At 70.2% G+C, this 17,535-nt stretch carries 18 protein-coding genes and 1 other RNA gene; 13 read left to right on the forward strand and 6 right to left on the reverse strand.

From position 1 onward, the window contains the following. Positions 1-293 precede the first annotated feature (293 nt). Positions 294-752 (reverse strand): MarR family transcriptional regulator, encoded by a 459-nt coding sequence (locus ABZ272_RS20045; protein WP_355051448.1) that lies wholly within the window; start codon positions 750-752, stop codon positions 294-296. Between the two features lie 54 nt (positions 753-806). Here ABZ272_RS20045 and ABZ272_RS20050 point away from each other — a divergent pair, with 54 nt between their 5' ends. After that, positions 807-2,039 carry an MFS transporter gene (locus ABZ272_RS20050; protein WP_355051449.1) on the forward strand — a complete coding sequence of 411 codons (1,233 nt, stop codon included), beginning with the start codon at positions 807-809 and terminating at the stop codon, positions 2,037-2,039. A gap of 145 nt (positions 2,040-2,184) precedes the next feature. On the opposite strand, the gene ABZ272_RS20055 is transcribed toward ABZ272_RS20050, so the two are convergent. Beyond that, positions 2,185-2,946: a sulfite exporter TauE/SafE family protein gene (locus ABZ272_RS20055; RefSeq protein ID WP_355051450.1), complete on the reverse strand. Its 762-nt coding sequence runs from the start codon at positions 2,944-2,946 to the stop codon at positions 2,185-2,187. A 152-nt stretch (positions 2,947-3,098) separates the two neighbouring features. Between ABZ272_RS20055 and ABZ272_RS20060 the strand changes: the two genes are divergently transcribed. From ABZ272_RS20060 to ABZ272_RS20075, 4 genes are all read left to right on the forward strand, one after another. Continuing rightward, on the forward strand, positions 3,099-4,055 hold the full coding sequence (locus ABZ272_RS20060; RefSeq protein ID WP_355051451.1) for a threonine/serine dehydratase: 957 nt from the start codon (positions 3,099-3,101) through the stop codon (positions 4,053-4,055). A gap of 153 nt (positions 4,056-4,208) precedes the next feature. Next, positions 4,209-4,625: RNase P RNA component class A (gene rnpB, locus ABZ272_RS20065), an RNA gene on the forward strand. A 178-nt stretch (positions 4,626-4,803) separates the two neighbouring features. Beyond that, positions 4,804-5,439 (forward strand): hypothetical protein, encoded by a 636-nt coding sequence (locus ABZ272_RS20070; protein ID WP_355051452.1) that lies wholly within the window; start codon positions 4,804-4,806, stop codon positions 5,437-5,439. 41 nt (positions 5,440-5,480) lie between these two features. Continuing rightward, on the forward strand, positions 5,481-6,161 hold the full coding sequence (locus tag ABZ272_RS20075; protein WP_355051453.1) for a hypothetical protein: 681 nt from the start codon (positions 5,481-5,483) through the stop codon (positions 6,159-6,161). Here the strand turns inward: ABZ272_RS20075 and ABZ272_RS20080 are convergent. Together ABZ272_RS20080 and ABZ272_RS20085 are read right to left on the reverse strand one after the other, a co-directional pair. After that, positions 6,140-6,331, reverse strand: a complete 192-nt coding sequence (locus ABZ272_RS20080) for a DUF397 domain-containing protein (protein ID WP_355051454.1) — start codon at positions 6,329-6,331, stop codon at positions 6,140-6,142. The genes ABZ272_RS20075 and ABZ272_RS20080 overlap by 22 nt on opposite strands. Next, on the reverse strand, positions 6,318-7,124 hold the full coding sequence (locus ABZ272_RS20085) for a helix-turn-helix transcriptional regulator (RefSeq protein ID WP_355051455.1): 807 nt from the start codon (positions 7,122-7,124) through the stop codon (positions 6,318-6,320). Before ABZ272_RS20085 ends, ABZ272_RS20080 begins: the two co-directional genes overlap by 14 nt. A 268-nt stretch (positions 7,125-7,392) precedes the next feature. Between ABZ272_RS20085 and ABZ272_RS20090 the strand changes: the two genes are divergently transcribed. The 3 genes from ABZ272_RS20090 to ABZ272_RS20100 are packed head-to-tail and all read left to right on the forward strand — an operon-like array spanning position 7,393 to position 9,351. Continuing rightward, the gene (locus tag ABZ272_RS20090) at positions 7,393-7,641 is read left to right on the forward strand and encodes a hypothetical protein (RefSeq protein ID WP_355051500.1); all 249 of its coding nucleotides are present in this window, start codon (positions 7,393-7,395) and stop codon (positions 7,639-7,641) included. After that, complete coding sequence (locus ABZ272_RS20095) at positions 7,638-7,913, forward strand: hypothetical protein (protein WP_355051456.1); 276 nt, start codon at positions 7,638-7,640, stop codon at positions 7,911-7,913. Before ABZ272_RS20090 ends, ABZ272_RS20095 begins: the two co-directional genes overlap by 4 nt. A 52-nt stretch (positions 7,914-7,965) precedes the next feature. Next, a complete protein-coding gene (locus ABZ272_RS20100; protein ID WP_355051457.1) occupies positions 7,966-9,351 on the forward strand; it encodes a hypothetical protein in 1,386 nt (461 codons plus the stop codon). Between the two features lie 87 nt (positions 9,352-9,438). Here ABZ272_RS20100 and ABZ272_RS20105 read toward each other — a convergent pair whose 3' ends face one another. Further along, positions 9,439-12,234 carry a TIM-barrel domain-containing protein gene (locus ABZ272_RS20105; protein ID WP_355051458.1) on the reverse strand — a complete coding sequence of 932 codons (2,796 nt, stop codon included), beginning with the start codon at positions 12,232-12,234 and terminating at the stop codon, positions 9,439-9,441. 348 nt (positions 12,235-12,582) lie between these two features. On the opposite strand from ABZ272_RS20105, the gene ABZ272_RS20110 reads away from it, so the two are divergent. Then, complete coding sequence (locus ABZ272_RS20110; RefSeq protein ID WP_355051459.1) at positions 12,583-12,756, forward strand: hypothetical protein; 174 nt, start codon at positions 12,583-12,585, stop codon at positions 12,754-12,756. Positions 12,757-12,945: 189 nt separating this feature from the next. Here ABZ272_RS20110 and ABZ272_RS20115 read toward each other — a convergent pair whose 3' ends face one another. Then, positions 12,946-13,869, reverse strand: coding sequence for an expansin EXLX1 family cellulose-binding protein (locus tag ABZ272_RS20115; RefSeq protein WP_355051460.1), 924 nt, complete (start codon positions 13,867-13,869; stop codon positions 12,946-12,948). 229 nt (positions 13,870-14,098) lie between these two features. Here ABZ272_RS20115 and ABZ272_RS20120 point away from each other — a divergent pair, with 229 nt between their 5' ends. From ABZ272_RS20120 to ABZ272_RS20135, 4 genes are all read left to right on the forward strand, one after another. After that, positions 14,099-14,500: a hypothetical protein gene (locus ABZ272_RS20120; RefSeq protein ID WP_355051461.1), complete on the forward strand. Its 402-nt coding sequence runs from the start codon at positions 14,099-14,101 to the stop codon at positions 14,498-14,500. Between the two features lies 1 nt (position 14,501). Further along, positions 14,502-15,170, forward strand: a complete 669-nt coding sequence (locus ABZ272_RS20125) for a haloacid dehalogenase-like hydrolase (protein ID WP_355051462.1) — start codon at positions 14,502-14,504, stop codon at positions 15,168-15,170. Positions 15,171-15,347: 177 nt separating this feature from the next. Next, positions 15,348-16,574, forward strand: coding sequence for an epoxide hydrolase family protein (locus ABZ272_RS20130; RefSeq protein ID WP_355051463.1), 1,227 nt, complete (start codon positions 15,348-15,350; stop codon positions 16,572-16,574). Then, on the forward strand, positions 16,575-17,528 hold the full coding sequence (locus ABZ272_RS20135) for a thioredoxin (RefSeq protein WP_355051464.1): 954 nt from the start codon (positions 16,575-16,577) through the stop codon (positions 17,526-17,528). The last annotated feature ends 7 nt before the right edge of the window (positions 17,529-17,535 follow it).

Raw genomic sequence — 17,535 nt, forward strand, 5'->3', positions numbered from 1 at the left:
GGCGCGCCGGGCCGGGGCCGGGCAGGGCCGGGGCCGGGCCGGGGCCGGGCAGGGCCGGGGCCGGGCCGGGGCCGGGCAGGGCCGGGCGGGGGCAGGGCCGGGCGGGCAGGGCCGGGCGGGGGCGGGCTGGGTCGGGTTGGGTCGGGTGGGCTGGGTCTCGAGGGGGTGGGCAGGGCGGGCCGCGTGGGCTCGGGCCGGGCCGGGGTCGGGTGGGTGCGCGCAACTTCGGGGATGTTGCTGCCTCCGGCGCGACCGAGGCAGCAACTTCGGTGTAGTTGTGCGGATCTTGGCGGTTAGCGGGGGCGGTTGCGGTTTACCAGGGCCTGGTTGAGGCGGCCCAGTAGCCGGGCCAGGGTTTCTCGGTCCTCGGGGCTCCAGTCGGACAGCATGTCGCCGTAGAGCCGGGTGCGGGCGGCCTGCACGGCGGCCATCCGTTGGAGGCCGGCGGTCGTGGGGGAGATGACCGTGCCGCGCCCGTCCGTCGGATCGGGGGCGCGGGCGATGAGGCCGTCGCGTTGCAGGGCGGAGACCTGCCGGGTCACCGTCGAGCCGTCCAGGTTGAGCCGCGCGGCGAGCGCGGAGACGTTCTGCGGGCCGGCGGCGTCGAGGTGCCGCAGGATGACGTACGCCGCGCGGTCGAGCACCCGGTGCTCGGCGGACCCGCTGGCCCGTCGGGTGGCCTCGCCGAAACGCATCAGCAGGGCAACCTCGGTCTCGATCAGTCCGAGGGTGCTCTCGTCGTCGTCGCTCATAGCTGTAGGATACAGGGTAAATACCTGTACGATACAGCTAATTGGGGAGTCGGAGTGGATCGGTCATCCGAACCAAACCGCAGTGCCATCTACGCCACCACGCTGGTGGCGTTCCTCGCCATCGCCGGCATCGCCGTCGTCGACCCGATCCTGCCCGCCATCGGCGAGGCGATCGGGGTCACCGCCTGGCAGGTGGAGTTGCTGTTCACCGCGTACATCGCGGTCATGGCCCTGGGGATGATCCCGGCGACGCTCGCCAGCGGCCGGTTCGGCTTCAAGCCGGTGTTGATCACCGGCGTCTCGGTGGTCGGCCTGGCGGCCATCCTCGCGTCGTTCAGCAACAACATCGTGCAGCTGTCCGTGCTGCGGGGTGTCTGGGGCCTCGGCAACGCGATGTTCTTCGCCACCGCCATGGTGGTACTGGTCAACCTGGCCGTCGACCGGGAGTGGGTGGTCGGCCTGTTCGAGACCGCCCTGGGCCTCGGCTTCGCCGTCGGCCCGCTGATCGGTGGCCTGCTCGGCCAGGTCTCCTGGCGGCTGCCGTTCTTCGTCTGCGGCGTGTTCATGGTCCTCGCGCTCGGCGTAGCCGCCGGCAAGCTGCGCGAGCCCACCAACCGGCAGGCCCCGGTACGCGTCGGCCAGATCTTCGCCACCTACCGCCGTCCGGCGTTCATCGCCCTGTGCGTGGTGACCGCCGCGTACAACTTCGTGTTCTTCGTCGTCCTCGGCTACACGCCGCTCTTCCTGGGCCTGGACGTCGTCCCGCTGGGGCTCGCCTTCACCGGCTGGGGCCTCGGCCTGGCCACCGGCATCCTGGTGATCGGCCACCGGCTCGCCCACCGGATCGGCGCGGTGCAGACCGTCGGCGTGGCCATCGCCGGGCTGCTGGTCTGCATGGTCCTCTTCGCGACCTCGACCAGCACCGCCGAGGCGCTCGTGGTGCTGGTGCTCGCCGGCCTGTGCATGGGCCTCGCCAACGCCAACCTCACCGACCTGGCGCTCGGCCTCGGCTCCAGCGACCGCCGGCTCGCCACCGGCGCGTTCAACCTGGTCCGCTGGGGTGCCGCCGCGCCCGCCCCGATCATCTCCGGCAAGCTCGCCGAGCAGTCCCTGGCGCTGCCGTTCTGGGTCGGGTTCGGGGTGCTCGCCGTCGGCGTGCTGGTGTACCTGGCGTGCGCGCACATGATGGCCGCCGGCTACGGCGAGCGGGTCCTCTGGTCCCGCTGGAACCGCGCCGCCGCGAACACCGAGCACGCTCCGGAGGAGCCGGTGGGCGAGGCCTACTGACCCGTCCCACCCCCACGCCCGCGCCGAGCCGCCCGCCCCAAGATCCGCGCACTTTCGGGGATGTTGCTGCCTCCGGGTTTGCTGAGGCAGCAACATCCCGGATGTTGCGCGGATCTTGGCGGCGACGCCGGGCGGGCGTGGCGCGTCAGCGTAGGGCGCGGTAGAGCAGGTAGAAGCCGATCGTCGTACCGAACACCACGATCAGCGTCTTGAGCACCACCGCCGGCAGCCGGCGGACCAGCCGGGCGCCCGCGTACCCCCCAAGGAGGGTGGCGGGCGCGACCACCGCGACCACCGCCCAGTTCAGCGGGCCGAACAGGGCGAAGATCACGAGCGTGGTCAACCCCACCACGGCCGAGAGCAGATTCTTGATCGCGCTCACCCGCGCCAGGGTCGCGTCGAGCACCAGCGCCAGGCCGGCGACCAGCATCACCCCGAGGGCCGCACCGAAGTACCCGCCGTACACCGCACCGAGCGCGACCATCGTCTGGACCGCGACCGTCCGCCGGCGTGGCGACAGATCCCGCGGGTGACCGACCAGTCGGCGCAGCGGGTCCTGGAAGGCCAGGACCGCGGTCGCGCCGAGAACCAGAAAGGGTACGACCAGCTCGAACGCGCGGGCCGGGGTCGCCAGCAACAGCAGCGCCCCGACGATCGTGCCGACGATCGTGGTGGGTACCAACGTGGCGAGTGCGCGGGGGCGCGGCAGGTCCTGGCGACTGCCCGCCACACTGGCGACGTACCCGGGGAAGACGGCGACGGAGTTGCTGACGTTCGCGGGCACCGGCGGCAACCCGACCGCGATCATTGCCGGAAATGTGATCAAGGAACCACCACCGGCCACCGCGTTGACAGTGCCCGCGGCGAGACCGGCGGCGAGCAGCAGCGCGGCGTGGGAGAGATCCATAGCCCCACGAGGCTAGCCCGGCCGACGGAACCCCCGCACGATCGGCCGGCTAATCGCCCGCTCGCCGACGCCAAACCCCGTTCCGCAGGTCAGCCCCGGCGCGTACCCGGGGTGACCGGGGTAGCGTGCCGCCGCTGTGGCACGCTTCAGCGATGATCGAACTCGCGGACATCGAGGCGGCCGCCGGCCGGATCGCCGGCCATGTGGTTCACACACCCACCGTTCCCAGCCCCGGCCTGTCCGAGCTGCTCGGCGTGCCCGTCACCGCCAAGCTGGAGCTGCTGCAACGTACCGGGTCGTTCAAGGCGCGCGGCGCGGCGGCGAAGCTGCTCGTCCTGGACGACGCCGAGCGGGCGGCGGGTGTGCTGGCGGTCAGCGGCGGCAACCACGGCATCGCGGTCGCCGTGATGGCCGGCGCCCTGGGTGTGGCGGCGACCGTCGTGATGCCCCGGACGGCGCCGGCGCGTGCCGTCGAGGTGGCCCGCGCGGCCGGTGCCGACGTCCACCTGACCGACGGGATGTCCGCCGCGTTCGCGCTCATGTCCCGGCTGCGCGAGGACGGACTGACCCTGCTGCACCCGTTCGACGACCCAGTGGTGCTCGCCGGGCAGGGCACGGTGGGACTGGAGTTCGCCGACGACGCCGGCGAGTTGACCGACGTGCTGGTCAGCGTCGGCGGTGGCGCGCTGATCTCCGGGGTGGCCGCTGCGCTACGGGCACGCCGGCCGGGGGTACGGGTCTGGGGCGTCGAGACCGAGGGCGCGCAGGCGATGTCGCTGGCCCTGGCCAAGGGTGGGCCGGTCGAGGTGCCGCTGTCGTCGATCGTCACCACGCTCAGCGCGCCGACCGTCTCGCAGCTCACCTACGACCACGTGAGCGCCCTGGTGAGCGACGTGCTCGTGGTCTCCGACGCCGAGGCGGTGCGGGGGACGGTGGAGTTGGCCGAGCACGCGAAGGTCTGGGCCGAGCCGGCCGCGGGATGCCTGCTGCCGGCCGCCCGCCGGGTACTTGAGCGGGTGGATGACGACGCCCGGTTGGGCCTCGTGCTGTGCGGCGGCAACTCGACGGTCGCCGACGTGGTGTCGTGGACGGCGCGCCTGGGGGCCTGAGCGCCGTTGCGCATCTCCTACCGGTAGCGCGTCGTTCCTGCGTCGTCCCGGCCGTCTCGCCCTCGTCGGCCGCGCCGGCACGCCCCCGTCATCGGCCGAGCCGGGGTGGGAAGGAGCGTCCCCACCACGTCGTTAGGATGGGGGCGCGACGGACGAGTCGACCGGGCGGTCGCGTCGGCGGGCTGCGGCCCGCCGCCGAGGAACGTCCGGACTCCACAGGGCAGGGTGGTTGTTAACGGCAACCCGGGGCGACCCGCGGGACAGTGCCACAGAAAACAGACCGCCGACCCCAACGGGGACGGTAAGGGTGAAACGGTGGGGTAAGAGCCCACCAGCACCCCGGGTGACCGGGGTGGCTCGGTAAACCCCACCCGGAGCAAGGCCAAGCAAGGGCCGTCACCGCAAGATGACGACCCGGCGCAGACGCTTGAGGGCTGCCCGCCCGATGTCTGCGGGTAGGCCGCTAGAGCCTGCCGGCAACGGCAGGCCGAGATGGATGGCCGCCGCCGGCGCGAAACCCCTCGGGGTACGCGCCGGACACAAAATCCGGCGTACAGGTCGACTCGTCCGTCGCCCACCAGCTCAGAGCCTTGATCACGGCTGTGAGCTCTACGCTTCAGTAAAAAGGTCGCCCGACCAGTGAACCACAGCGCCGCTTATCCGTTGGAGTGCCGACAGGCATCTGCATCATTCATCTCCGGGAGGGCCAGCGCTGATGAATAACTCGGGAACTGTCGGCCTTGAATATATGACAAACGCCGACCTGTACCACGGGCCTTCTGAATTTGTTTCGAACTCCAGCACGTTCTATCGTCCCGTCGAGATGGGCGTGGCTATCCGATTCTCGGCCCCGCAAATCAAATCGAGTGAGTATCGGAAAGCCCTGAAAGGGTTGAAGGACGCGGTCAAGAGGGATCCAGATCTGCAGGAATATCAAAGGAATGATCTGGGCAGGGTGGTGGGGAAGATGGCTTCCGGAACGCCTCCACGAAATGCTGATCATGCTTTCAACATGATGTGGTACCTTCGCGTCAACGTACGTGATTACCCGACGAGTGGGCCAACGTTCCAGAAAATCGAAGCGTTTTATAACCTGCACTCTCCACAACTCGTTCACGACAGATACCACCGACCGCCGGCGTCGCACGATATCGAGCCGTCGCGGTCGCAAGGTGACGTTGCTGCCAGCGGTGACCTCGGCCGTAGGGTCGGCTTGCAGGAGAAGGCGAAGATCGGAACATCCGCCTTTGTGGAATTGGCTGCGATGCAAATGACTGGGGCGGCCCATTTTTCCTACGACGGCGATGAAAAGTTCGGAACCCGACTTCGGGACAGGTTCAACAATGCAGTCGACGAAACTAAAAGAGCACGTGGTCTGAAGTAGTGGTGTCGGCGAATTCGACGTGAGGGCGGTAGCGTGCCGGGGTGAGCTTCGGCACCTACGCCCGCCGCGTGCGCAACCCTGAACTGCCGTACCGGCACCGGGTCGGTGCGTTGAGGTCGTGCGTGCAGTTGTACCGACCGATCGGCTTCCACGCCACGCTGAGTTTTCTCGAGGAGATCGCGGGACCGTTTCACCGTGACGATGCCGCGTTGCGGCGTGCGTTGGACGCTCTCATGGCGAGTCGTGCGGGCTGGCACGCCGATCTCCGCGACTACGCCGTCGAACGGACGCTCGCCAAGCGCCGTGGCCAGCGAAGCCCTCGCCCGACCGATCCGAATCCGAACGGCTTCCCTCGGTGCTGGTACGGCGCTCCCGAACAGGCTGCCCTGCACGCCGTGCGGTACTGGCGTCGGCATGAGGCACCTGCGCTGATGGCAGAGCCGGATCCGACCACGTTGGACGTGGACGCCTGCGTCACCGCGTCCCTGGGCGCAGGCGGCTCACTGCTACCCGCTCAACGAGAGGTGTTGAGCGCAACTGTCGAAGCCCTTCGGCAGCAGACACGAACCGATACGTGGCGCGATGACCCGCGGGCCTACTACCGGGCGTTGAACCTGTTGAAAGTCGCGCGGCATCTCGAAACGGCTGCCGGTGCAGTGCCCGCACTCGCCGAAAGCGCACGACCTGCATCTGGCCGCGGTTACGGCCGTGCGGCGACCTGAGCGACGAACGCCCGCCAAGCCGCCGGACCGAAGGTCAGTGCTGGACCGGCAGGGTCCTTGCTGTCCCGGACACCAACGAGACCGGGCAGATTGCTTGCCACCTCGATGCAGTTGCCGCCGCTCGCGCCGCTGCGGGTGGACTTGCGCCACCGGGCGTTACTGAGGTCCATGATGGCTCTCAACTTCCTTCAGCAGATCGATGGACTGCCGGCGCGGTAGAGCCTCGTTCCGGACGCTCTCCCACCTTGCCTGAAGCGTAGCCACCTCATCGTCCTTGTCGATGACGTCCCCGCCAAGCTGGTTTTCGAGGTGGCCTACCCACCCGCCCTCTTTGGAGCGGGCCAGCGCGAACGGCCCGGACAGCCCGATGTGCAGGCCTGCGCCCGCCGGGATCACGTGGACGTGGACGTGCGGCAGTTCGGCCATCGCGACCAGGTGGGCGATCTGCTGCGCCATGATGCCGCCCAGGTCATCGCCGGTACGCCGGATCGTGCCTTCGTCCAGCACGGCGACGAACTGTGGCCGGCGCTCGCCGGTCAGGATGGACTGTCGGCTCATGCGCGCCTGCACCCGCTGCTCAACCTCGTCGTCGGTGAGGCTCTCGTCTGTGCGCAGGACGGTGCGGGCGTAGTGCTCCACCTGCAGCAGGCCGGGGATCAGGTTGGGCTCGAAATAGCGAAGCTGGGTCGCCTCTCGCTCGGCGTCGAGCCAGGGCAGGAACCACGACGGTGCGCCGAACTTCGCGGCCAGGCGCTCGAAGAGTCCGCCGTTCCTCAACGCCCGATCGGCGCCCTTGATGAAGTCCATCGTCAGTGCTCGGGTGCCGCTCTCCACGGCGCTCACGTGTGAGGCGCTGAAGCCCGCCGCCCGACCGAACGCCTCCTGCGTCATCCCGGACGCTCCGCGAGCCCGGCGGATCTCGCCCACGATGAAGTCCGCCAGCGGACTCGGCACGTCAGCCATGCAACGCTCCTCAGATCGGAGATCGACTACCCGGGGCGCTACACGCTGGGCACCTGTCCTGCCAGCTCCGGCCCGGACCCCACGGATACCTTCCGAGCGTAGTGGCCTGCACAGCAGAGTGTCACCAGGCGGCGCGGCTGGTAGGGACCTCGAGACCGGCGGTCGCGTTCGTAGCGGGGCCGCTTCCGGCGGGCGAGCACTCACGGGAGCGGCCCCTTCTCCACGCCACCGAGGGGGACCCGTGCCCACCGTCGAGTCAGACCAGCCCATGAAGGCCGGCGACGTCATCCACCTGACCACCGCCGCTAGCGTGCAGTTCCTGCGGCCGATCGTCGTACGCGTCATCCGCGAGTTGCCCGAGTGGCACACGTACGACGGGTGGGTCTGGATCGAGGGTTACCAGCTCAACGCGGCGGGCGACGCCGTGGCGCGACGAGAGCTGTACGTGCGGCGTGCGGGTGTGCGGATGCAGACGATGCCAGCCAGATACCGGCGAGCGCAGGTGCGGGTCGGATGACCAACCGCCCCCGCCCGCACCTGCCGATGCGTCCGGCGTGGCGGTGCCGCAACTGCGCCGCGCCCTGGCCGTGCGGACCGGCCCAACTCGCGCTCGCGGCCGAGTTCCACGGTCACTCCATCGCCTTGGCGTTCTACCTGGCCGCGTCGATGAAGGACGCGATCGACGACGCGTACGGCCTCGGGTTGCGCCCGAACCTGCCGGCGATGCACGCCCGGTTCCTCGGGTGGTTGTCGCTGGCCCGGCGGCCTCGACGGTCCGGTCGAGCCTGAGGGCCTGTGCCAGGGCGGCAGTCGCTTTGACTCCGCGTCCGATGATGATCTGGTGAAGCTGCGCCGCCCGTACATCGACCGCCTGAATCCCTTCCTGTTCGGGTCGTTGATGCTCGGGGGAGCAGCCTCGACCGCGTACAAGGCGGTGACGGAAGAAATCGGCTGGATCGGCCTGCTCTTCTGCGGGGCGGTTGTGCTGTTCGGTTTGGCGATCGCTGGTCCGATGCTGCGGCACGCGGTGATGCCGTTCCGCGTCGATGTCGACGCGCGAGGCTGGTCGGTGCGCACACCGAAGCTGAATCGGTACCTGCGGTGGGACGAGATCGCGGCGGTCGTGCTCGCCGACGCCCCCGTGACGGCTCGGCGGCGCGTCACGGCGGCTCCGCGGCTGCTACTGGTGCCGGCGGACGGGGTGAACCTGGGAGTCCCGCTCACCGAGGAGACCGGGTTGGGCGGCCAGGCTGCCGTGGAACTGTTCCAGCTCGACGAGGTGGACTACGGGGACGATCTGCTCCTGCGCGACGTGGCCGCGCTGGCCGGCGACCGCTTCCACAACCTCTGCCGACAGCTGACTCGGCCAGCCGGCGCGATCCCGCTGCGCCGTTTTCCCGACGAGCCCGACCACGCCCGGTTGACACGGTGGCTGGATCGGCGGAAGGCCCTGCTGTTCGCTGGCTGGTACCTGCTTGTCCTGGTCCCTACGCTGCTGTTCGTCGGCCTGGGGGCGCAGCGCAACGAGCTGCTCGGCGTCATCATGCTGGTCGCGGGCCTGGCCGCGATCGGTGCGACCACCTTCGGAATCTGGCAGATCTTTGGTGATTGCCGGAACCTCGTGGACGGGTCGGCGATGATCAACGGGACGAATCTCGTGATCGGCATTGATACCCCGACCCACCCGACGAGCCTGCATTCCGGAATCGTCGACATCCTGCCACCGGGCCTTCTGAAGGGCTACGGCAAGGCGTGGCTGCTCACCGAGCGGGGACACAAGGGACGTCCGGGGGCCATCCTGCTGCTCAGCGATCCGCGTACCGGGCGGCTGCGCAGCCGGGACGACCTCCGCGCGTTGGAGGCGGTCCTGCGTGTCTCTCCGCACGAACGGGACCGGGCCGCTGGGCGGCAACTCCAGGAGTTGGCGATGCGGGCACCCGAGGCGTCGCCCATCGCGGCGCCGTCGAGAGTTGTGCCCGCCTCCGCGTACGCGATTGCTCTCTGGCAGGCGTTGAAGGGCATGGGGCGCGCTGTCGTGCTGCTCGGCGTCGTGGCCACCGTCGGGATCGGGGGAGGTTGGGCGGGCGGGGATTCCTCGCTTGTGGGTCCTGCGCTGTTCATCACCGCCGTCTGCCTGTTCGGTGTGTGGATCTTCTACGCGCTGTACCGCACGCTGGGACTCCTCAACGCGCTACTGACGATCGCCGCGCGAGCGATCCGCGGATGAGGGCCGGGCAGTGCCGTTGGGCCACGCCAGTTGACGAACCGGCCGGGTGGGTTACCCCACCCGGCCGGCGTCCTGCTTCCTGAAACGTCAGTGCTTCTTGAACACCGGCATGGTGTCCAGGGTGGTGGTGACGTTCTGCGTGGTGCCGCCCCGGTACGTCTTGCCGGTGAAGATGTCCGTCCAGGTGTTGCCCGGCGGGAACCAGACCGACGTGGTGGCGGTGTCGCCCGGCGTCGTCACCGGTGCCACCAGGTAGTCCGGGCCGTAGAGGTATTCCGAGCCGGCGGTGGCGTACGCGGCCTGCTCGTTCGGGTACGCCAGGTACATCGAGCGGACGATCGGCGTACCCGTGCGGGTTGCCTCCTTGGCGGCGGCGTAGGTGTACGGCTGCAGTTCCTTGCGCAGGTTGAGGAACTTCTTGGCCGACGCGTTGGCTGCCGGGCCGTACTGCCAGGGCAGCCGGTCGCTGTGGTTGGAGTGCAGCCGGTCGATGGGCTGGAACGTACCGAACTGCACCCACCGGGCGTACAGGTCGTCGGGGAGCTTGGTGCTGCCCGGTTCGGTGCCCGGCTCCCGCAGGCCGCCGGTGTGCCCGCCGATGTCGTGGCTGACGGCGGCCAGCCCGGTCGCGGCCGACTCGCCCGGCGTGTAGCCGACCTCCATCTTCAGGGTCGACCAGTCGCTGGTGGTGTCGCCGGTGAAGTGCAGCGTGGTGCGCTTGTCGGCCCACGGTCCGGTCGCCACGGGGGTGGGGCTGCTGTAACCGCCGGCCTGCAACGACCCGTACGCCCGGGAGAAGGCGAAGCCGGTCTTGTCGGCGTACTGCTGGTTGATCCACGCGTCTGCGGTCACCCCGGCGAGGGATGACGTGGTGTTGTCGCAGCACCAGTCCAGCCACCACAGGTCCGGGCCCTTGCTGTTCTTCGGCAGCATCCCGTCGTGGAGCTGCATATACGCCTTGAGCTGGTCCGGGTCGCCGAAGTCGAACGTGTAGCAGTCCGGGCCGCCGTTGCAGCCGACGCGCTGGAGCTTGCCCTTCGCGGTGGCCTGCGCCTGGGCGAACTTCGGGTCCGAGCCGAGGATGCTCGGGTGGATGTTGATGCCGGTGCGCAGGCCCTGCTTCTTCGCCCAGTCGAAGAACGCCTTCGGGTCGGGGATGCGGGTGGGGTCGATGCTCCAGCCGTTCCACTTGTCCGGCGCCTTGATGTCGGTGTCAAGGACAAGGACATCCATGGGTACGCCCTCAGCCCTGGCCCGCGCCACGATGTCCTGGAATTCGGTGGCGGTGCGGTCGTAGTACTCGGAGTACCACACCCCGTACGCCCACTGGGGCAGCAGCTTCGTGGGGCCGGTCAGCGTCGACAGGTCCGCCAGGCCACGGTTGAAGTCCTGCCCGTACGCGAAGACGTAGCCGTCCTGCTCGGGGGCCGGCCGGGGCTTGGTGGTGCGCAGGGCCGAGGCCGAGTCGTCGAGCAGGTACCAGCCGTCCTGGTAGAGCAGGCCCGGGGCGGTGAGCGCGGAGCCGGTGACGCCGTCCAGGCCCCGGCGGTAGCCGCCGAGCGGCGCGTGCGGGGCGAGCAGCGGGGAGTCCTTGCCCGTGACGGCGACCGTGTCGACGTTGACGTTGCAGCTGGCGTCGGTGGGGCAGCCCAGCGTCACGGTGTTGGTGCCACGGTCGAGGTGGACCGGGACGGCCACGGTGTTCCAGTAGTCCCATCCGCTGGTCGGTGGCAGGGCCGCGGTGACCGGTGCCGCCGTCCCCGCCGTCACCGACATGGTGCGCGCCTGGCTCGGCTGGGCGCCGGCCTGGCCGTTGGCGTAGCGGATCTGCACCTGGTAGTCACCGGCGGCGGGTACGTCCGTCACGGTGAGCGCCACGGCGGCGCTGGTGTTCTCCAGGCCGGCCAGGAAACCCGTACCCGAAGCGCCGTTGTGGTCGTTCGCGGGCCGCGCGCCGCCGGTGAGCGCGCCGGTCTCGGCCTCTCCCAGGGTGCCGAAGGGCAGCGGCTGCGGCTGGGGTGCGGCCGGCGCGGGGAACGGGTCACCCGGGTTGACCACCGCGAGGCTGTCGATGTTCACGTTGCCGGAGTCGTTGGGACCTCGCACGACGCTGATCTCGTGCCGGCCGGCGGTGAGATCGACCGGCACGGTGGCCAGGCCCCAGGTGTCCCAGTTCGCGGTGGGCGGCAGGGTCAGCGGGTGGCCGGCGTCGCCGTCGACCTGAACGGTCAGGGTGCGGTCCACGTTCTGGCCGTCGCCGCCGGTGCTGTTGGCGTAGCGGACGGCGAGCTGCTTGGCGCCGCCCTGCGGGGCGTCGAGCGCGAACGTGACCGAGTCGCCGGAGGAGGAGAAGCCCGCCGCGAAGCCGCGTCCGGTGTATCCCCGGTGGTCGGTGGCCACGCCGGGACCGTTGAGTTGCAGCGACTCGGCCTCGCAGAGCGCGCCGAACGCGCAGGCCGGCGCGGTGTGGCCGGCCCAGGGCTGGCCCTGCACGGTCTGCTTGCCGGTCGTGAGCCGCACGCTCAGGTTGTCGGCGGTGAACGCACCGGAGCCGACCTGGTAGCGCAGCGTCATCGCGCCGGTGTCGATGGTGAGCCAGCCGTGCTCGACGCGCTTGGTGAATCGGGTACGGGAGAAGTCGTCGCGCCCGATGGCGTTGAACGTGGCGGCGTCGGTGAACCGGCCGTCCTTCTGGTACTCGGTGCGGATCAGGGTGGGGGAGAGCACTTCGAAACGTGCGTTGCCCGAACGTACGGCGTCGTCCTGCGCACCGTGAGGTTTGGCCTGGGCGGGCGCGGAGGGGGCGAGCGCCAGGCCCGTGACGAGAATGCCGGCCGCGGCGGCCGCTGTCGCCCGGCGGCGGGGTGAGTTCCGATAGAGCAAGATGCGCTCCTCGTCTCATATGGAGGAAATGAGTCGATGACAACGCTGTCACCAGCCTGAAACGCATGTCAACCGGCGGCAGCAGGTGTCTCTTCTCTCTTTCCGGCGTGATGTGCGCTCGTCGCGTGCGGCGTGCGGCGGCGTGCGCTCGGACGGCGCGTGGCGTTGCGGGCGGTGTGCGGGCGACCTGCGCGCGGCGGGCGGTCGGCCCGTGGCGTGCGCTCGACCGGCGTGCGCTCGGCCGGCGCGTGGCGTGCGCTCGACTGGCCTGGGTGCGGCCGTCCGCCTGCGGGACGGTACGCCTTCTGATCGGTTTGCCGCGGCTGGTGCGCGGGGATGGTCTGACGCATGTCTTTCTGGAGTCGGTTGAAGCAGAGGCGGAGCGAGCAGATCGAGCAGCGGCGTCAGGAGGCCATGGCCAAGGCGATGGCCCGTGGCGCCACCCCGGAAGAGGTGGTGGCCGCGGGCGAGCGTGCCGCCCGTGGCAACACCGCCGCCGTGCTGGGTGCCATCAGCACCTGACGCGCCACCGGCCGCCGTGATCCACTCCAGGTCGGCGATGTGGGGGCATCGCGCCGCTCGGATGCCGCCACTTCGGCGATCTGGAGTCGATCACGCCGCAAACGCAGGCACGAACGCAGGCGCTCGCCGGGTGCACCCGCTCGCCGGCTGCCGGCCGCACGCACGACAAGCGCGCCAGCGTGGTGCGGGTCAGCAGCGGGCGGCGGCCAGTGGAGCTGCGCCCGCCAGGGCCTCGACCGGCGTCGTCGGGACGGCTGACTCCGCCGTTGGCGTCGGCGAGGTGGAGGGCGGAAGCGAGGGCGAGGGCGACGCGGGCGTCGGGGGGGCGCTGGGCGGGGCGGCGACGAGGGACGCCGTGGTGCGCTGGACCTGCTTCGGCGTCATGCGGATGCCCGTGGCGGTGCTCTGGTGGCCGTACACGTCGGTGACCCTGATCGTGTACGGGCCGGGACCGATCCCGTCCTCGACCGTCCAGTAGTTGTCGACCTGGCGGGCCGTCTTGCGGAAACCGCCGGTCGGGCCCTTGGCCTCGACCGAGCGCAGCGGGTTGCCGTGGTTGCCGACCTGGACCGCGAACCACCACTGCGACGCGCCGCCCTTGAGCCGGAAGGTGAGGCCGCCATTGAGCGGAGGGTTCACCACCGCCCGGTACCTCACGGAAGCGATGCCCTGCGAGCGGTCGGCGATCCGGGCGAACGCCTCGTCGGACAGATCGATCTTGCTGCTTCCGCAGCCGCCGCACTGGTCCATGACCAGCACCCGGACCGTGCCCCTGGGGCCGGTGACGTCCAGGTAGCTGCCGCAGGCGGCCGCGTTGGCGTACCGCGACGAGCCGACAGCCACGTAGAGCCGGTCGGCCGGCGGGCCCGGGAAGGAGCAGGTGCCGCCCGAGCGGCCCGCGTCGTAGAAGCTGGCCGTTCCTCTGTGGACGGTGCTACCGCTGGGCGGCGCGGCGCAGGCCGGGGTGACGCCGCCGCGTACGGCGAGGGTGATGCCGAGGACAGCGGCCAGGGCGGCGACCCCGGCGCCGGCCATCCAGCGTCGGACCCGCCGACTCGACCGGGGCGTACTGGCCGGGCTCTCGCTTGTGGGTTCCGTGCCTGGTGCCGTCACGGCGCCTGATGTTGCCGCATGATCCGCAGCCAGCGCAAAGCCCGTAAGCATTCCGTCACACGCCGGATCGGCGGGCGCGCAGTCCGTGGTGGGCTGGCCGTAAGTCCACTCGACTTCGCAGACATCGGGGTGTCCGGGGGCCGGGGATAGGCCGGTTTCGCCGAAGGCGAGTGGATCATGGCTGACCGCGTTGCTCCGGGTCCGTACCGTGTTGTCGAGGGAGGTACGGATGATTGATCTGGTGACGGTCGGCGCGGTCGTGGGCGTACTGCTCGTCGGTGTCCTGGTCGTGGTCCGCAAGCCGGTCGACGCTCGGCGGGTCCTGCGGTGGTCGGCCCTGGCGATCACCGTGCTGGTGGCGGCCGCGCTGACGCCCTTCACCGTGGACGATTCCGGCCCCGCGGCCAGCTTCCTGCTCGGCGTTCCGGTCGTCGCCGCGCTACTGCCGGTTCTCGCGCAGCGGTTCGGTCGGCTGGGCGGGGTCGTCGATCTGGCGGCCGCATTGGTCATCGGCGGGTGGGGTCTGCTGCTCGGGCTGGGCATCGGCGCCGCGTTCCTGCCGGCAGCCGTGCTCCTGATCGCCAGCGCCGCCGTCGGCACCAGGCCAGCTCGACCGTCCAACGCCACCTGAGATGGGGCGGGACCCCGAGGAAACGACCCCAACCGTCGTCTTCGATCTCGACGGCGTGCTGCTGCGCGGGGACGCGTTCGGGCTCTTTCTGCGGCGCGTCGTCTTCACGGGTGCCCGGCTCCCGCTGGCCGTCGGCCTGCTCGTCCTCCTCGCGCCCATGAGCGCCGTTCCCGCCTACCGCGTGCGGGCGGCGCGATGGATGAGTCGGATCGGCCTGTGGGGCCGGAACGCGGATCGATTGCAGGCCGAGCTTCGGCGTTTCGGCGCCGATCTCGGCGCCGAGCCAGGTCGGCTCATCGGACCGGGTCTGCGGATGATTCGTGCCCACCTGGCGGCGGGGGACCGCGTCGTCGTGGTGACCGCGTGCGAGCACACCCTGGCGCGCGCGTTGCTCGACGCGATCGGCCTCGCCGAGGTCGACCTGGTGGCGTCGCACATCCGGGGCCCGAAGCTGATCGTGCACAACTACGGGCCGATGAAAATGGTGCAACTGGCCGTCCACGGGGTGACGCCGCCCTGGCGGGTGGCCTACAGCGACTCGCTGTCGGATCTGCCCATCCTCGCCGCTGCGGAGCAGGCGGTGCTGGTCAACGCGAACGCGCGTCAGGTTGCCCGGGCGCGGCGGCTGCTCGGTGCCCGGCTGACCACCGTGACCTGGACGGGCAGGTAGCGGGATCTCCACCGACCGCGTGACTGCTCGTATCGCCACGACCGCGAGGTGCTGCGTTCTAGGCTCCGAGATAGGGCGGCGGCGTGCCTTTCTCGAATTGGCGCACACATCCGGGCAGTGCCCTCACCCCATGATTCCCCTCGCGAGGCGCGAACTGGTGACAGAGAGGAAGAAGGCATGGCGGTCAAGACGAAGACGCGGCCCGGCACCACGGAGATCCGGCCGTTCACGGTGGAAATCCCCCAGGCGGACCTCGACGACCTGAAACGGCGGATCGCCGCCACCCGGTGGCCGGAAAAGGAGATCGTCGACGACCAGTCGCAGGGCGTGCCACTCGCGACCATCCAGGCCGTCGCGCGTTACTGGGAGAACGAGTACGACTGGCGCAAGGTCGAGTCACGGCTGAATGCCGTACCGCAGTTCATGACCACCATCGACGGGGTGGACATCCACTTCATCCACGTGCGCTCCAAGCACGAGGACGCGCTCCCGCTCATCGTCACCCACGGGTGGCCCGGGTCGGTGATCGAGCAGATGAAGATCATCGAGCCGCTGACCGACCCGACGGCACACGGCGCGAGCGCGTCGGACGCCTTCCACCTGGTGATCCCGTCCCTGCCCGGGCACGGCTTCTCGGGCAAGCCCACCGCGACGGGCTGGAACCCGCAGAAGATCGCCACCGCCTGGACCGAGCTGATGACGCGCCTCGGGTACGACCGGTTCGTCGCGCAGGGCGGCGACTGGGGAGCGGTCGTCGTGGACCAGATGGGCGTGCAGGCCCCGCCGGAGCTGCTCGGCATCCACACCAACATGCCCGGCGCGGTCCCGCCCGAGATCGACCTGCTGTTCCAGGGCGACACCACCGGGGCGAACAACGCCATGGGGTCGCTGCCCTCGGGCCTGTCCGACGACGAGATGCGCGCGGCCACCGAGCTGGACTACGTCTGGAAGCACGTCGCGTACGCCCTGATGATGGCGACGCGCCCGCAGACGCTGACCGCCCTGGCGGACTCCCCGGTGGGTCTGGCGTCGTTCCTGCTCGACCACGACGCGAAGAGCCTCGCCCTGATCGCGAAGGTCTTCGACGGCGCCCAGGCGGGCCTGACCCGCGACGACATCCTGGACAACATCTCGCTCTACTGGCTGACGAACACCGCGGTCTCCGCGTCCCGCCTCTACGCGGAGAACAAGCTCTCGTTCTTCGCCACCAAGGGCGTCAACGTCCCCGTCGCCGTGAGCGTCTTCCCCGACGAGCTGTACGAGGCCCCGCAGAGCTGGGCGGAGCAGGCGTACCCGAACCTCATCTATTACAACAAGCTCGACGTGGGTGGGCACTTCGCGGCCTGGGAGCAGCCGAAGATCTTCTCCGAGGAGTTGCGCACCGCCTTCCGGTCGCTGCGGTAGATGGCCGCGTTCGGTCGGGTGCACCTGCCGCCGCTCGGCGGGGCGGTCGAGTGGCTCAACTCCGCGCCGCTCGGCCCCGCCGAGCTGCGCGGACGCGTCGTACTCGTGAACTTCTGGACGCTGACCTGCATCAACTGGCTGCGCCAGGAGCCGTACGTGCGGGCCTGGTCGCGGGCGTACCGGGACGACGGGCTGCTCGTCGTCGGGGTGCACACGCCGGAGTTCGGATTCGAGCGCCGGATCGACTGGGTACGCGCCGCCGTCGCGGCCCGCGACATCGACTACCCGGTCGCGGTCGACAGCGACTACGCGATCTGGGGCGCGTTCGCCAACCAGTACTGGCCGGCGCTCTACTTCGTCGACCCCGACGGCGTGATCAGCGACGAGCACTTCGGTGAGGGCCGCTACGAGCAGTCCGAACGGGTCATCCAGCGGCTGCTCGGTATCGAGCGGGCCCTCGTACCCGTCGAGGGGGTCGGCGTCGAGGCGGCGGCCGACTGGGACCAGGTGCGCACGCCCGAGACGTACCTCGGCTTCGGTCGCGGCGAGCACTTCGCGTCGCCGAACGGACCTGTCCTCGACGAACGCCGCGCCTACGACCTCCCGGAGAGCCTGGGTCTCAACCAGTGGGCCCTGGCCGGAGAGTGGACGATCGGCCCCGAGAAGGCGGTGCTCGCACAGTCCGGCGGGAGCATCGCCTTCCGCTTCCACGCCCGCGACGCGCACCTCGTGCTGTCGCCCGACGGGCAGGGGCCGATCCCGTACCGGGTGCTCCTCGACGGCGGGCCGCCCGGGCCGTCGCACGGCGTGGACGTCGACGCCGACGGCAACGGCGTCCTTCAGGACGGGCGTCTGTACCAGCTCATCCGGCAGGACGGCGCGATCCGCGAGCGGACCGTGGAGATCAGGTTCGACGCGCCGGGCGCCGAGGCGTACGCCTTCACGTTCGGTTAGGTCCCGG

The sequence above is a fragment of the Micromonospora sp. NPDC005979 genome (assembly GCF_040614415.1).
Classification (GTDB): Bacteria; Actinomycetota; Actinomycetes; order Mycobacteriales; family Micromonosporaceae; genus Micromonospora.